This is a genomic window from Staphylococcus cohnii species complex 1663, from assembly GCF_041008415.1.
In the GTDB taxonomy this organism is placed as follows: domain Bacteria; phylum Bacillota; class Bacilli; order Staphylococcales; family Staphylococcaceae; genus Staphylococcus; species Staphylococcus ureilyticus.
In genome coordinates this window covers 1-15,072 of record NZ_JBFDVL010000016.1, presented here as the reverse complement: position 1 = coordinate 15,072, position 15,072 = coordinate 1, and the positions used below count along the sequence as shown (strand labels likewise).

The 15,072-nt window shown below is 33.2% G+C and carries 14 protein-coding genes; 10 read left to right on the top strand and 4 right to left on the bottom strand.

The annotated features are described in order from the left end of the window. Nucleotides 1-93: 93 nt before the first annotated feature. On the bottom strand, nt 94-654 hold the full coding sequence (locus AB1J10_RS12545; RefSeq protein WP_046208336.1) for a class I SAM-dependent methyltransferase: 561 nt from the start codon (nt 652-654) through the stop codon (nt 94-96). Further along, a complete protein-coding gene (locus AB1J10_RS12540) occupies nt 651-1,604 on the bottom strand; it encodes a TIGR01212 family radical SAM protein (RefSeq protein WP_107365439.1) in 954 nt (317 codons plus the stop codon). The genes AB1J10_RS12545 and AB1J10_RS12540 overlap by 4 nt, the downstream gene beginning before the upstream one ends. 109 nt (nt 1,605-1,713) lie before the next feature. On the opposite strand from AB1J10_RS12540, the gene AB1J10_RS12535 reads away from it, so the two are divergent. From AB1J10_RS12535 to AB1J10_RS12525, 3 genes are all read left to right on the top strand, one after another. Beyond that, on the top strand, nt 1,714-2,883 hold the full coding sequence (locus AB1J10_RS12535; protein ID WP_369003141.1) for an MDR family MFS transporter: 1,170 nt from the start codon (nt 1,714-1,716) through the stop codon (nt 2,881-2,883). A gap of 449 nt (nt 2,884-3,332) precedes the next feature. Next, nucleotides 3,333-5,747 (top strand): leucine--tRNA ligase, encoded by a 2,415-nt coding sequence (gene leuS / locus AB1J10_RS12530; protein ID WP_107365438.1) that lies wholly within the window; start codon nt 3,333-3,335, stop codon nt 5,745-5,747. 21 nt (nt 5,748-5,768) lie between these two features. Continuing rightward, nucleotides 5,769-6,080, top strand: coding sequence for a rhodanese-like domain-containing protein (locus tag AB1J10_RS12525; protein WP_046208340.1), 312 nt, complete (start codon nt 5,769-5,771; stop codon nt 6,078-6,080). A gap of 155 nt (nt 6,081-6,235) precedes the next feature. On the opposite strand, the gene AB1J10_RS12520 is transcribed toward AB1J10_RS12525, so the two are convergent. Beyond that, nucleotides 6,236-6,331: a type I toxin-antitoxin system Fst family toxin gene (locus AB1J10_RS12520; protein ID WP_107360307.1), complete on the bottom strand. Its 96-nt coding sequence runs from the start codon at nt 6,329-6,331 to the stop codon at nt 6,236-6,238. 156 nt (nt 6,332-6,487) lie between these two features. Beyond that, nucleotides 6,488-7,747: an NAD(P)/FAD-dependent oxidoreductase gene (locus AB1J10_RS12515; RefSeq protein ID WP_107365437.1), complete on the bottom strand. Its 1,260-nt coding sequence runs from the start codon at nt 7,745-7,747 to the stop codon at nt 6,488-6,490. 129 nt (nt 7,748-7,876) lie between these two features. Here AB1J10_RS12515 and AB1J10_RS12510 point away from each other — a divergent pair, with 129 nt between their 5' ends. The 7 genes from AB1J10_RS12510 (at nt 7,877) to trmB (ending at nt 15,012) form a co-directional block, all read left to right on the top strand. Next, nucleotides 7,877-9,514: a putative polysaccharide biosynthesis protein gene (locus AB1J10_RS12510; RefSeq protein WP_064208819.1), complete on the top strand. Its 1,638-nt coding sequence runs from the start codon at nt 7,877-7,879 to the stop codon at nt 9,512-9,514. Next, on the top strand, nt 9,511-10,209 hold the full coding sequence (locus AB1J10_RS12505; protein WP_064208820.1) for a pseudouridine synthase: 699 nt from the start codon (nt 9,511-9,513) through the stop codon (nt 10,207-10,209). The genes AB1J10_RS12510 and AB1J10_RS12505 overlap by 4 nt, the downstream gene beginning before the upstream one ends. A gap of 15 nt (nt 10,210-10,224) precedes the next feature. After that, a complete protein-coding gene (locus AB1J10_RS12500) occupies nt 10,225-10,623 on the top strand; it encodes a YtxH domain-containing protein (RefSeq protein WP_046208344.1) in 399 nt (132 codons plus the stop codon). 223 nt (nt 10,624-10,846) lie between these two features. Then, nucleotides 10,847-12,256 carry a dipeptidase PepV gene (gene pepV / locus AB1J10_RS12495; RefSeq protein ID WP_046208345.1) on the top strand — a complete coding sequence of 470 codons (1,410 nt, stop codon included), beginning with the start codon at nt 10,847-10,849 and terminating at the stop codon, nt 12,254-12,256. Between the two features lie 2 nt (nt 12,257-12,258). Further along, a complete protein-coding gene (gene dat, locus AB1J10_RS12490; protein ID WP_070039548.1) occupies nt 12,259-13,104 on the top strand; it encodes a D-amino-acid transaminase in 846 nt (281 codons plus the stop codon). Between the two features lie 459 nt (nt 13,105-13,563). After that, nucleotides 13,564-14,355, top strand: coding sequence for a phosphotransferase family protein (locus AB1J10_RS12485; protein ID WP_046208347.1), 792 nt, complete (start codon nt 13,564-13,566; stop codon nt 14,353-14,355). Nucleotides 14,356-14,370: 15 nt separating this feature from the next. Then, a complete protein-coding gene (trmB, locus tag AB1J10_RS12480; RefSeq protein ID WP_064208824.1) occupies nt 14,371-15,012 on the top strand; it encodes a tRNA (guanosine(46)-N7)-methyltransferase TrmB in 642 nt (213 codons plus the stop codon). Nucleotides 15,013-15,072 lie beyond the last annotated feature (60 nt).

The following is a 15,072-nucleotide window of genomic DNA, read 5'->3' as shown; positions in this document are numbered from 1 at the left end:
CTCAGAGCCCTTATCAGGGTTGGTCAGTAACAAAGGCTTATAGCCGAAGAACAAACCACCCGTTATACGGGTGGTTTTGATTTTTAATATACTTTATCTTTTTTCAATTGCACATAGAAATGGTGCATTATTTTTTTGATTAATAAATTGATATTGTAATATGTGTGCTTTGTTTTGATCAAAATGTTGAAGATAATTTAATAATGCATCACGTTCAATTTTGCCCTCATCATGTCCGTGATATATTACTAGTACAATTATGCCTTCTGTTGCCAATATATCAAATATTTCATCTATAGCTGTTAAAGTACTGCTGGGGATTGTCACAATTGATTTGTCGCCTTTAGGTAAATAGCCTAAATTAAAAATGGCTGCATCAATTTGTCCAATTTCATTACTTTGTATATATTGCTTTACTTTAGCATGACTATCTTGAATTAAGTGTACATTTTTAAATGCGTTTGTCTTGTTGCTCGTATTTTGAATTGCAACTTCTTGAATATCAAAAGCATACACTTTACCATTTGGGACTTGTTGTGCTAAAAATTCAGTGTCATGACCATTACCACAAGTGGCATCAATCACAATGCTGTCTTTGTTGATATGTTGTCGTAATAGCGTTTTAGAAAATGGTAAAATCCGTTCTAGTTTCATGATTTAATCGTCGATTCATAGTATTTTCCTTGATAAGAATTTCTGCGTGCTAATTCATCATCAATTTCGTTTAATACTTCCCATTTGTTGACACTCCACATAGGGCCAACCATTAAGTCAATCGGACCATCACCAGTAATTCGATGGACAATCATTTCTTTTGGTAAAATTTCTAGTTGATCACAAACTAAATTTGTATAATCGTCTTGAGACATGAATTCGAGCATGCCTTTTTCGTATTGTTTTACCATTGGTGTACCTTTAAGTAGGTGTAACAAGTGTATTTTAATGCCTTGGACATCCATTTGTGCTACTTCTTTAGCTGTTTCCATCATCATGTCATAGTCTTCTTCAGGAAGACCGTTAATGATATGTGTACACACGTTTATGTTATGTTGACGTAGCTTAGCTACACCTTCGTAATACGTTTTCATATCATGTGCACGATTAATCAAATCTGATGTTTTTTGATGTACTGTCTGTAGACCTAATTCAACCCATAAATAGGTACGTTCGTTCAATTCAGCTAAGTATTCGACAACATCATCCGGTAAGCAGTCAGGGCGTGTTCCAATAGATAATCCTACAACTCCAGGTTCTTTTAATGCAGTTTCGTACTTTTCTCTTAATACTTCAACTGGCGCATGTGTGTTAGTAAATGCTTGGAAATAAGCAATATACTGACCTTCATGCCATTTTGCATGCATTCTATCTTTGATTTGTTGGAATTGCACATCTATCGGGTCTACACGATCTCCTGCAAAATCCCCACTTCCTGCTGCAGAACAAAACGTACAGCCACCATGTGCAACTGTGCCATCTCTATTTGGGCAATCAAATCCTCCGTCAATTGCAACTTTAAAGATTTTTTGGCCAAATTTATTTTTCAAATGGTAATTCCAAGTATGATATCGTTTATTCTCGAATGCGTAAGGGAAGAATTGTCCCATATAACATTTTCCTTTCTAAATTCATTCTAGTTAAAGATTTTAACATATTTTAATGATATAGTGTTTAGAGTAAAAACAGAAATTTAAAATTAGAAAGGAGCTTATGGTTATGAATATGCCAAAATCAGTGTGGTGGTTGGTGATTGGTATGGCATTAAATATCACAGGCTCAAGTTTTTTATGGCCATTAAATACAATATATATGAATGAAGAATTAGACAAAAGTTTAACAATGGCTGGGTTAGTATTAATGATTAATTCATTTGGTATGGTCATTGGCAATTTATTAGGTGGTAATCTATTTGATAAATTGGGTGGTTATCGGACAATTATGATTGGAACTGTGATCTGTTTAAGTAGTACAACATTGTTGAATTTTTTCCACGGATGGCCATGGTATGCAGTATGGTTAGTCTGTCTAGGCTTTGGAGGTGGCATGATTGTCCCAGCAATTTATGCGTTAGCAGGTGCAGTTTGGCCGCAAGGTGGTAGACAAACTTTTAATGCGATATATTTAGCTCAAAATTTAGGAGTGGCGATTGGTGCAGCATCTGGTGGCTTTGTGGCAGAATTAAGTTTTAATTATATATTTATAGCTAATTTATTAATGTATATTGCATTTGCCATAGTCGCAATTAGCCAATTTAATATTAAATTGGACATTAAAGTTAAATCAAATGATGCTATGAGTTTATTAGATAAAGCGTACAGACCACAATTCATTGCAATAACTTTGCTGTGTGTCATGTTTAGCATTTGTTGGATTGCTTATATTCAATGGGAAAGTACGATTGCTTCATTTACTCAAGAGCTAAATATCTCTATGGGCCAATACAGTTTATTGTGGACTGTCAACGGTATTATGATATTAGTTGCACAACCATTAATCATTCCAATAATTAGATTATTAAAAGGAAATTTAAAGCATCAAATGTATGTTGGTATAGGTATTTTTATTATCTCTTTCTTTGTCACAAGTTTTGCTGAACAATTTTCTGTATTTATGGTAGGTATGGTTATATTAACATTGGGTGAAATGTTTGTTTGGCCAGCAGTTCCGACAATTGCAAATCAACTTGCACCAAATGGGAAAGAAGGTTCATTCCAAGGTTATGTTAATTCTGCAGCTACAGTTGGTAAAGCATTTGGTCCTCTTATTGGTGGTGTTGTTGTTGATATGTTTAACATGCAAATCATGTTTTTAAGCATGATTTCATTGTTAGTTTTATCACTTATATTTTTAACATTTTATGATCGCAAATTACCAAAGGATATTTAATATAATATTGAACCCAAAATGTAGATTTCATTTATTTTTGTTACAGAGCAATCATGGTACATGAGATTAAAAATAAGCATTAATGATTCAGCGAGAAATGGTTATTGAATTAATAATATTTTATGTATAGTTTAAATAATTTTATATAAACATAAAGGCGAGTTTTGTAAATCAACTTTATACTTGAAATAAAGGGCTTTTTCAAATATCATAAGAAGAGTATAGGAGTAGTAATTTGAAAGCTTTTCGACAGAGAGCTAGGGTGGGTGGAACCTAGCGTAAAGCCTCAAGTGAACTTACCAGGACTTAAAGTGAATGAATGACATCTCTAACTATTAATTAAAATGAGCGCACATTTAGTGAAACAGGGTGGTACCGCGGTGAAAATCATCGTCCCTATTATATAATAGTTTGAGGTGTCTTTTTATTATTGAACAGGAGGAAATGAAGTGAATTACAATCATAATGAAATTGAAAGAAAATGGCAGAATTATTGGGAAAACTATAAAACGTTCAAAACTGAAGATAATTTAGGCCAGAAAAAATTTTATGCACTTGATATGTTCCCTTATCCATCAGGTGCAGGGCTACATGTAGGCCATCCTGAAGGCTATACAGCTACTGATATTATTTCAAGATACAAACGAATGCAAGGATATAATGTATTACATCCAATGGGTTGGGATGCTTTTGGTTTACCAGCTGAACAATATGCACTTGATACAGGTAATGATCCTCGTGAATTCACAAAACAAAATATCCAAACTTTTAAACGACAAATTAAGGAGTTAGGATTTAGTTATGATTGGGATCGTGAAGTTAATACAACAGACCCAGAATATTATAAATGGACACAATGGATATTCATTCAATTATATAATAAGGGACTTGCTTATGTTGATGAAGTAGCAGTGAACTGGTGTCCTGCGTTAGGTACTGTATTGTCAAATGAAGAAGTAATCGATGGTGTTTCTGAACGTGGCGGACATCCTGTTTATAGAAGACCAATGAAACAATGGGTACTTAGAATTACTGAATATGCAGACAGATTACTTGAAGATTTAGATGATTTAGATTGGCCTGAATCTTTAAAAGACATGCAACGTAATTGGATTGGACGATCAGAAGGCGCATCTGTAAGATTTAATGTAGAAAATTTCAATGATCAAATTGAAGTGTTTACAACACGCCCAGACACTATTTATGGTGCAACATTCTTAGTGTTAAGTCCTGAACATGAACTCGTAAATAAAATTACTACATCAGAACATCAAGAAAGTGTTGAGAAATATCAACAAGAAGCGGCAATGAAATCAGACTTAGAACGTACTGGATTAGCTAAAGAAAAATCTGGTGTGTTTACTGGAGCGTATGCATTTAATCCTTTATCAGGAGAAAAAACGCCGATTTGGGTTGCTGATTATGTTTTATCTTCATATGGTACAGGCGCTGTTATGGCAGTTCCTAGCGGAGACCAAAGAGACTATGAATTTGCAAAAGCTTTTGATTTACCAATTAAAGCAATAATTGAAGGTGGAGACCTATCTGAAGCAGCTTATGATGGCGATGGGCCTCATATTAATTCACAAGAATTAAATGGTTTATATAATCATGAAGCGATTGAAAAAGCTATTACACTTTTAGAACAAAACAATGCTGGTACAAGAAAAGTCAATTATAAACTGAGAGATTGGTTATTTAGTCGTCAACGTTATTGGGGCGAACCTATTCCTGTTATACATTGGGAAGATGGTACGATGACAACGGTTCCTGAAGATGAATTACCTTTACTTTTACCTGAGACAGACGAAATTAAACCTTCTGGTACAGGTGAATCGCCATTAGCTAATATAGATGAATTTGTTAATGTTATTGATGAAGAAACTGGGATGAAAGGACGTCGTGAAACAAATACAATGCCACAATGGGCAGGTAGTTGTTGGTATTATTTACGCTTTATTGACCCAGATAATGAACAGATGTTAGCTGATCCTGAAAAGTTAAAACATTGGTTGCCTGTGGATTTATATATTGGTGGAGTTGAACATGCAGTGTTACACTTATTGTACGCTAGATTTTGGCATAAGGTCTTGTATGATTTAGGTGTAGTGCCTACCAAAGAACCATTCCAAAAATTATTTAACCAAGGCATGATTTTAGGTGAAGGTAATGAAAAAATGAGCAAATCTAAAGGTAATGTTATTAATCCAGATGATATAATCAAATCACATGGTGCTGATACGTTACGTCTATATGAAATGTTCATGGGTCCACTAGATGCTGCAATTGCATGGAGTGATAAAGGATTAGACGGTTCAAGACGTTTCTTAGACAGAATTTGGAGACTTTTAATTACAGAAGACGGTTTAATCACAGATAAAGTAGTCAATACTAATAATAAAGCTTTAGATAAAAGTTACCACCAAACTGTGAAAAAAGTTTCGGAAGACTTTGAAACATTAAATTTCAATACGGCAATTAGTCAGCTAATGGTATTTATAAATGATTGCTATAAAGTTGATGAGATTTATAAACCATATATTGAAGGATTTATTAAAATGTTAGCGCCAATCGCACCTCATATAGGTGAAGAATTATGGGCGCGTTTAGGACATGAAGAAACGATTACTTATCAACCATGGCCTTCTTATGATGAAACATTATTAGTCGATGATGAAGTGGAAATTGTCGTTCAAGTAAATGGTAAAGTTCGTGCCAAAATTAAAGTTTCTAAAGATCTTTCAAAAGAAGAAATGGAAACAGTAGCATTAGGTAACGAAAATATCAAAGCTGAAATAGAAGGCAAGGATATTAAAAAAGTGATTGCGGTGCCTCAAAAACTTGTTAATATTGTTGCCAAATAACACAAAAGGGGCGTATATATTATGGAAACAATTACTATAGATGAATTGAAATCAAAAATTTTAAATTCTAATCCTGTTCATGTCGTAGATGTAAGAACTGATGAAGAAACAGCAATGGGTGTCATACCAGATGCAGAAACGATACCTATGGATAAAATTCCTGATAATTTAAGTCACTTTAATTCAGAAGAAACGTATTATATTATTTGTAAAGCTGGTGGCAGAAGTGCACAAGTCGTCCAATATTTAGAACGCAATGGCATTCACGCAGTCAATGTTGAAGGTGGCATGGATGCGTGGGGCGATGAAGGTTTAGAAATTAAAAGTATTTAATCTTTTGATCGAGCAAAATCAAACGATGATTTTGCATTTTATGCAAGTTTAGTGTTATAATATATTTAACAAAGATATCAATACAGATACACCAAACCCCCTCACTATTGCGAGTAGTGAGGGGGTTTTTTGGTGTTGGCTAAATGTCGCCTGTATTATTTGTCATTACGATTGCGCAGCCAGTACGCAAATAACGTAACGATACAACCACTGATAACAGCAGTCATGAAATGAACAAAGATATCAATCACAAAATACACCTCCTCTCTACGTCTATTGACGCCTGAGAGTAGGCGACTTAAGTATTATAACATTCGGTGACTCAAGCGCATAGAAAATACAAAACATTAAAAATGAATTTGTTTTAACAGTGCGTAGTTGGTCTAGTAGATCACAAATTGATAGGTTTAATGTTGAAATTTACTTGCATTTGTTCCTGATATATGACCTGTAACTAAAGCGCTAGTAATATTATAGCCACCTGTATAACCATGGATATCGAGCAGTTCACCACACATAAATAATCCTGGCGTTAATCTTGACATCATTGTTTTGGGTTCGATTTCTTTAAGAGAGACCCCTCCGCCAGTTACGAAAGCTTTTTCAATTGATAGTGTTCCATTAACTTTAAAAATAAATCCTTTTAATAAAGTAATCAATGTATTAAATTGTTCATTAGAGATATGATGTGCTGTTAATGTTTCTGAAATATCTGCTAACTCTAACATATATAATAGATAACGTTCTTCAATTAAACCGTGTAAGCTATTTTTTACATATTTATCTGGCGTATCTTTTAATAATTTACGTACTTTGTCTTCTAATTGTGCAAAACTGAGTTCTGGAAAAGCATCTAATTGCATTTCGATATCTTCGCGTTTTTGTTTTTTTTGTTCTTTATATACAAATTGGCTGCATCTTAATGCGGCAGGGCCACTGATTCCAAAATGAGTAAATATCATGTCCATTTGATGTGTGACGCGCTTTTTACCATTTTTCTTCAATACAGATAACGCAACATTTTTTAAACTTAATCCTTTTAATCTTTTGTTTTTAATAAATTGCTCGGATGACGTAATTGGTACTTCAGTTGGGAAAAGTTCTGTAATTGTATGTCCAAAGTGTTCAGCGAATTTATAACCATCACCAGTCGAACCGGTCTTTGGTACACTCGTGCCACCTGTAGCGATAATCAAACTATTCGTTTCAATTACTTGTTGATTACCTAAAAAGACTTTGAATGTCTGTTGAGTTGTATGTTCAATAGCGTGTACTGACGTTTCTTCTTTTACAGTTACATTATTTTTTTCAATCGTACGAATTAACGCATCTACAACATCCTGTGCTTTATTAGAAACAGGAAACATACGTCCATGATCTTCTTCTTTGAGTGCAACTCCACGTGATTCGAAAAAGTGAATAATAGATTCATTGTCAAATACGGAAAAAGGACTATATAAAAATTTTCCATTTCCTGGTATATTTTTAATTATCTCTTCATACGGTAAACGATTTGTGACGTTACAACGTCCACCTCCTGAGATTTTTAATTTGCGACCGAGCCCTTTTTTCTTTTCAATGAGAAGGACTTTATCACTATGTTGACTTGCTGCGGCAGCAGCCATTAAACCACTAGGACCACCGCCAATTATAATTGTTTGGTACATTTGATTGCCTCACTTTACTAAATAGTGTTATTTTATAGTTTATAGTAATATAGTTTTGAAAAAAAGTGTTTATAACGTTATGATTAAAGTTATGATTGTAAAAATTAAATTTGAGATAGGAAGATCTGAATGAGTGAAAGTAAAGAATTAGTTAGGGGTACCTTTTTAATCACCCTTAGTATATTGATTACTAAAGTCTTGGGTGTTTTATATATTATTCCTTTTTATTCCATAATTGGTGGAGAAGAAAAATTGGCGCCTTTTAACTATGCATATACGCCGTATAATATTGCCATTGCAGTTGCAACTGCTGGGGTGCCATTAGCGGCGTCTAAATATGTGTCTAAATATAATGCTTTAGGGGCGTATAAAGTCAGTGAAAAATTATATAAATCAAGCTTTATAGTTATGACTATAACAGGATTTATTGGATTTTTCATTTTATATTTATTAGCACCGAGCATTGCCACAATTACTTTAGCCCATGAATCTGGTGCTAAGGGTGGCTGGTCCGTCGCTGACATCACATGGATTATTAGAATTATCAGTATGGTAGTCATATTTATCCCATTACTGGCTACATGGCGTGGTGTGTTCCAAGGTTATAAATCAATGGGTCCAACTGCTGTATCAGAAGTTATTGAACAAATCGCCCGTATTTTATTTATTTTAGTAGGAAGTTATCTAGTTCTGAATGTTTTTGGTGGAAGTGTGTTACAGGCCAATGGTATAGCAACATTTGCTGCTGCAGTAGGTGCGATTGCAGGGATATTCACCTTATGGTATTACTGGAGAAAGAGAAAGCCTAATATTGAAAAAATGGTGGCAACGGATACTTCTGATATTTCTGTATCTTATGGAAAAATGTATAAAGAAATTATTTCTTATAGTATTCCATTTGTAATTGTTAGTTTAAATTTCCCACTGTTTAATTTAGTAGATCAGTTTACACATAATGGTGCCTTAGATTTGGCTGGAGTACCAAGTCGTTTACATGACTATTTCTTTACTATTTTAAACATGACGACAAATAAAATAGTAATGATTCCAACGTCATTATCTGCTGGTTTTGCAGTGAGTTTAATTCCATTTATTACTAAGACGTATGAATCTGGTGAATTAAAAGAAATGCACAGACAGATTCGAACATCATTAGGGGTGTTAATGTATATTACAGTCCCTGCAAGTCTGGGAATTATGGCTTTAGCGCTACCATTGTATACTGTCTTTTATAGTTATAATGTCGATGGTAGTCAATTGTTATTTTATTATGCACCTGTTGCTATTTTAATTGGATTGTTAAGTGTAACAGCTTCTATGCTGCAAGGTATTGATAAACAAAAGTTAACAGTCTTTGTAATTTTAGCGGCAGTAGTATTAAAAGTAATACTAAATACGCCATTGATTATGGTATTCCATACTGCTGGAGCAATTTTAAGTACGGCGATAGCATTACTATTTGCTGTTATCTGTAATTTTTATATACTTAAAAAATATGCGAGTTTTGACTTCTCGGAAACGTGGTTACATTTTGGTAAAATTTTCTTGTACGGCTTGTTAATGATGGTCGTAGTTGAATTATCATCGTTTTTATTACAAATGGTTATTTCTCCGCAAACTAAATTTGGTGCTTTAGCAATTTTAATTATCAGTGTCATAGTAGGTATGATTGTTTACGGTGGTATTACGATGAAGACGAAACTTGCTGACCAATTTTTAGGAGATATTCCAAATAAACTCAGACGTAAATTAGGGATTATAAAATGAGATTAGATAAATTTTTAGCTAATATGGGTGTAGGAACACGTACAGAAGTTAAACAATTATTGAAAAAAGGTATTATTACAGTTAATAATAAAATAGAAAAATCTCCTAAAAAACAAATAAATCCAGAAACTGATGAAGTACAGAAAAACAATGAAACAATTCATTATATTGATAAAGTCTATCTAATGTTAAATAAGCCTAAAGGTTACGTATCTGCAACAGAGGATGAGCAACATCAAACAGTTGTGGACTTAGTTGAACCGTACCGGTTTTTAGATGTGTTTCCAGTTGGTCGCTTAGATAAAGATACTTCGGGTTTGTTATTAATTACGAATGATGGCACTTTTAACCATGAACTAATGAGCCCAACGAAACACGTATCTAAAACCTATGAGGTGATTTCCCAAAAAAATATTACAAATAATGATATAAAATCGTTTAAAATGGGTATTGAATTGAATGAGGGTTTGGCAAAGCCTGCGACTTTAGTAAAAAGTGATGAAGCATATAAATCATTTGTCACAATTTATGAAGGAAGATATCATCAAGTTAAACGCATGTTTCATGCTATAGATAATGAAGTTTTAGAATTGAAACGCATTAGCATTGGTGAATTAAAACTGGATGAATCTTTAGCGCCAGGTGAGTATCGCCATTTAACTCAAATAGATTTTAAACAATTAGGATTAAAATAATAAAGAGGTGTTATTATGTCAAAATTATTAAAAGCAATTTTAGGTGTTGGAGGCGCAGCTGCTGCAGTTGTTCTTTCTAAAAAAGAGAATAGAGATAAATTAAAGGATGAATATAGCAAATATAAATCAAATCCTGAATCTTATAAACAAAACGCCAAAGACATCGCTAGTCAGATTAGTTCAAAAGCAAATGAAACTTATAATGAAGTAAAACAAGACCCTAAAGGTTATGCTTCAAAAGTAAAACAAGATCCTAAAGGTTTTATTAACGAACAAAAAGAACGTTTTAAGGGTGAATCTGAAGACGAAGAGCATGTTGAGGAAGCAAGATTTACAGATGAAGGTGCTGCTGACCCTTCAAATAATCTTCGCGTCGTTACTGAAGACGAGCTCAAAAACAATAAAAATAAATAAGCAATTATACATTTGATTTTTTTACCTAGTTCATTGTTTTGAACTAGGTTTTTTTATATATTAATACAGAAATTGAAAGTTAGGTATATGAAAGGTTTTAAACTGTTTTTCATTTAATTATACAGTGAATTTTTTAAAATAATAATCACATCTCGCTGTAGTTTCTGTACTACTTCATGTAAAATATTAATTATATAAGTATTAAAAAGGAAGTTGATGCTAAATGTGGAAAGAAAAAGTGAAAGAATACGAAACAGATATTATAAATGATTTAAAAGGCTTATTATCTATTGAAAGTGTGAGAGATGATAATGAAATTTCTTCAGATAATCCAGTCGGACCTGGACCACGTAAAGCATTAGATTATATGTACGAAATTGCTGAACGTGATGGATTTGATACTCACGATGTTGAACATATTGCAGGGCGTATTGAAGCTGGTGAAGGCGAAGATGTTATGGGGATTTTATGTCATGTTGATGTAGTGCCAGCTGGTGATGGTTGGGATACTAATCCTTTTGATCCGGTTGTAACTGAAGATAAGGTTATTGCAAGGGGCACACTAGATGACAAAGGGCCAACAATTGCCGCATATTATGCCGTGAAAATATTGAACGATATGAAAGTTAATTGGAAAAAACGTATACATATCATTATAGGTACTGATGAAGAGTCAGATTGGAAATGTACAGAGCGTTATTTTAAAACTGAAGAAATGCCAACTTTAGGGTTTGCACCTGATGCTGAATTCCCAGCAATACACGGTGAAAAGGGTATTAGTACTTTTGATGTGGTTCAAAATGAAAAAGCTGAAGATAAAGATGAACCAGAATACGAACTTATTTCTTTTACATCAGGTCAACGTTATAACATGGTACCTGACGAAGCAATTGGTAAACTTGCGGTTAAAGAAAATATGACTGACGTCATTCAAAAATTCGAACAATTTCTATCTGATCATAATATAAATGGTGAAAGTATCGTTGATAGTGGCGTATTAGTGCTTAAAGCATACGGTAAAGCTGTACATGGTATGGATCCATCTATTGGTGTGAATGCTGGATTGTACTTATTACATTTCTTAGCCCAATTAGGTTTAGACAAAACTGCTGAAAATTTCACTCAATTTAGTGAACAGTATTTATTCAACTCTCATTTCGGTGAAAAAATGGGAATGAAATTCCACACAGATGTTATGGGAGATGTAACTACAAATATAGGTATCATTTCATATGATAATCAAAATGGTGGTCAATTCGGTATTAATTTAAGATATCCGCAAGGTTTTGAATTTGAAGAAGCCATGACTCGTTTTAAAGGTGAGATTCAGGAACTTGGTTTTTCTATAGCATTAGGTAAAAATCAAACACCTCACTATGTGGATAAAAATGATCCTTTCGTACAAACTTTAGTGAAAACATATCGTAATCAAACAGGTGACCAAACTGAACCATACACAATTGGTGGTGGAACTTATGCTCGAAATTTAGATAAAGGTGTCGCATTTGGTGCTATGTTTAATGATTCAGAAGATTTAATGCATCAAAAAAATGAGTATATTACGAAAAAACAATTATTCAATGCAACTAGTATTTATTTAGAAGCTTTATATGCTCTATGTGTGGAGGAATGATGATGACAAAAGTACTTATTAATGAACATTTAGTAGACGAACAAGACGCAAGCGTACCATACAATGATCGTGGTTATGTATTTGGTGACGGTATATATGAATATATTAGAACATACAACAATAATATTTTTACTGCCAAACCACATTTTGAAAGACTTTTGAGAAGTGCTAAAGAAATAGGTTTAGAATTGAAATATAATGTAGAAGAGCTTACAGAATTAATCCAAGAATTATTAGCAGCGAATGGTGTCGTTAATGGTGGCGTATATATACAAGTTACACGTGGAGCAGCCCCTCGTGACCATGCATTTCCTACGCCATCAGTAGAAGCAAATGTGATGGCATTTACTAAAACTTACGATCGTCCATATAAATTATTAGAAGAAGGTATTAATGCGATTACAACTGAAGATATTCGTTGGTTAAGATGTGATATTAAAAGCTTGAATTTACTTGGCAATGTGTTGGCTAAAGAGCGTGCAGTTAAATATAACGCTCAAGAGGCTATTCAACATAGAGGTGATATTGTTACTGAAGGATCATCAAGCAATGTTTATGCTATTAAAGCTGGAGAAATCTATACACATCCAGTAAATAATTATATATTGAATGGTATTACACGTATGGTCATAAAAGATATTGCTCAAGAAAAAGGTATACCGTTTAATGAAGGTACATTTACTGTAGATTTTTTAAGAAATGCAGATGAAATTATTGTGTCTAGTACATCTATTGAAGTAATGCCAGTCGTAAAATTAGATGGTGAACAAGTAGGAGACGGAGAAGTTGGACCAATAACGAAATCGTTACAAGAAGGATTTAATAGATACATTGACACAGATAGTTAATATTTTCCATAAAAGGAAATAAAATGTAACTTTTACCAAAGCTAAATTATGTTATAATGCTAACTGAGCCGATTTAAAAATTATAGAAAAATACTGTAGTAAAATGTGACTTTTTGTTTCTCATTATTGGTTGAAATAAATCCTTAAACATTATAAAATCTTCTATGAGACTTGAAATTGAGACATGAAATTTCATTTAAAAAAACTAAAGGAATTTTTCGAAAAAAATACTGTTACGAGATGATATATGATATGATGTTAAAGTTATTATCAATCTCGGTACAGTATTTCATATTTAAATATAAAAACTTGATTCTATGGGACAAAATGGTCGTTATCATATAATGACAGTAATATAGAGTTTTAAGTTTAAAAGTGTGTGTATTAGAAAATGATTATATTTGGCTCTCGAAATCTGTTTTCTGGAGCCATTTTCTAATTGAAAGTGAGGTGAACGTGTTGGAGCAGTTTTATCAATTAGGGTGGACACTTGATTCAGCAGGTGGTGCATCTGGAGAAGCATATATGGCTGAACAAGATGGGCAGAAATTGTTTTTAAAACGAAATTCAAACCCATTTATTGCAGCCTTGTCTGCTGAAGGTATTGTGCCTAAGCTCGTATGGACGAAACGAATAGAGACTGGGGAAGTCGTGACGGCGCAGCATTGGAAAAATGGCAGAGAGTTAACTTTTGATGAGATGTATGAACAACGAGTAGCTAATTTATTGAAAAAAATACATAGTTCAAAAACACTTTTGAATATGTTGAAGCGTATGGAAATGTATCCTATTACGCCTGATATTTTGTTGAATAAAATAAACGCCTCATTATCTAGAGAAGTGTTAACACACCATGTGGTGCGAAAGGCATTAACTTATTTAGAAGATCATATGCCAAGTCTTGACCCTAGATTTTTTACAGTTGTCCATGGAGATGTCAATCATAATAATTGGTTGTTGTCTGACCACGATGAACTATTTTTAGTGGATTGGGAAGGTGCAATGATTGCAGATCCAGCAATTGATTTAGGCATGCTGCTATACAATTACGTTCCTGAAAATAAATGGCCTCAGTGGTTAAATGATTACGGTACGAAAGATTCTATAGACTTGCAAAAAAGAATGAAATGGTATACTGCTGTACAATCTATTGGTATGGTTCAGTGGTATGAAGAACAAAAACGCTATAAAGATATGAATATGTGGCTGAAGTTCTTAAACCAAGTAATGAATAACAATGCATTTATATAAGGAGTTATCAAGAAAATGAGAATGCGTTACAAGCCATGGGCAGAAGATTATTTAAAATCGCATCCTGATATTGTAGACACAGATGGCAGCCATGCAGGACATATAAGTGAGTGGTTTGACAAAGAACAACCAATTTATATTGAAATTGGTTCCGGCATGGGACAATTTATAACAACACTTGCTGCACAAAGACCTGAAATTAATTTTATATCTATGGAACGTGAAAAAAATGTAATGGTCAAAGTGTTAGATAAAGTGAGAGAGCAAAATCTAACGAATATTAAATTGATATGTAACGATGCGATAGAATTAAATGAATACTTTAAAGATGGTGAAATTTCACGTATTTATTTAAATTTTTCTGATCCTTGGCCGAAAAGAAGACATACTAAGCGTAGATTGACGTATCATACGTTTTTATCTTTGTATAAACAAGTGTTAAAAACAGATGGTGAGATTCATTTTAAAACAGATAATAGAGGATTATTTGCCTATAGCTTAGAAAGTATGTCCCAATTTGGTATGTATTTTACAAAAATAAATTTGAACTTGCATCAAGAAGAAAAAGAAAATAATATTGAAACAGAATATGAGCGCAAGTTTTCAGACAGAGGTTCAAGAATTTATAGAATGGAAGCAAAATTCCATAGTAATTAAATATTTGTAATGACGCAGCCCAAAATCTCACGTTCAAAACAAAGGACTAATCCGCAAAAA

What these genes read in the sequence shown, in the direction of transcription:
- AB1J10_RS12545 (WP_046208336.1), bottom strand. Translation starts at nt 654, where the DNA reads ATGAAACTAGAACGGATTTTACCATTTTCTAAAACGCTATTACGACAA.
- AB1J10_RS12540 (WP_107365439.1), bottom strand. Translation starts at nt 1,604, where the DNA reads ATGGGACAATTCTTCCCTTACGCATTCGAGAATAAACGATATCATACT.
- AB1J10_RS12535 (WP_369003141.1), top strand. Translation starts at nt 1,714, where the DNA reads ATGAATATGCCAAAATCAGTGTGGTGGTTGGTGATTGGTATGGCATTA.
- AB1J10_RS12525 (WP_046208340.1), top strand. Translation starts at nt 5,769, where the DNA reads ATGGAAACAATTACTATAGATGAATTGAAATCAAAAATTTTAAATTCT.
- AB1J10_RS12515 (WP_107365437.1), bottom strand. Translation starts at nt 7,747, where the DNA reads ATGTACCAAACAATTATAATTGGCGGTGGTCCTAGTGGTTTAATGGCT.
- AB1J10_RS12510 (WP_064208819.1), top strand. Translation starts at nt 7,877, where the DNA reads ATGAGTGAAAGTAAAGAATTAGTTAGGGGTACCTTTTTAATCACCCTT.
- AB1J10_RS12505 (WP_064208820.1), top strand. Translation starts at nt 9,511, where the DNA reads ATGAGATTAGATAAATTTTTAGCTAATATGGGTGTAGGAACACGTACA.
- AB1J10_RS12500 (WP_046208344.1), top strand. Translation starts at nt 10,225, where the DNA reads ATGTCAAAATTATTAAAAGCAATTTTAGGTGTTGGAGGCGCAGCTGCT.
- pepV (WP_046208345.1), top strand. Translation starts at nt 10,847, where the DNA reads ATGTGGAAAGAAAAAGTGAAAGAATACGAAACAGATATTATAAATGAT.
- dat (WP_070039548.1), top strand. Translation starts at nt 12,259, where the DNA reads ATGACAAAAGTACTTATTAATGAACATTTAGTAGACGAACAAGACGCA.
- trmB (WP_064208824.1), top strand. Translation starts at nt 14,371, where the DNA reads ATGAGAATGCGTTACAAGCCATGGGCAGAAGATTATTTAAAATCGCAT.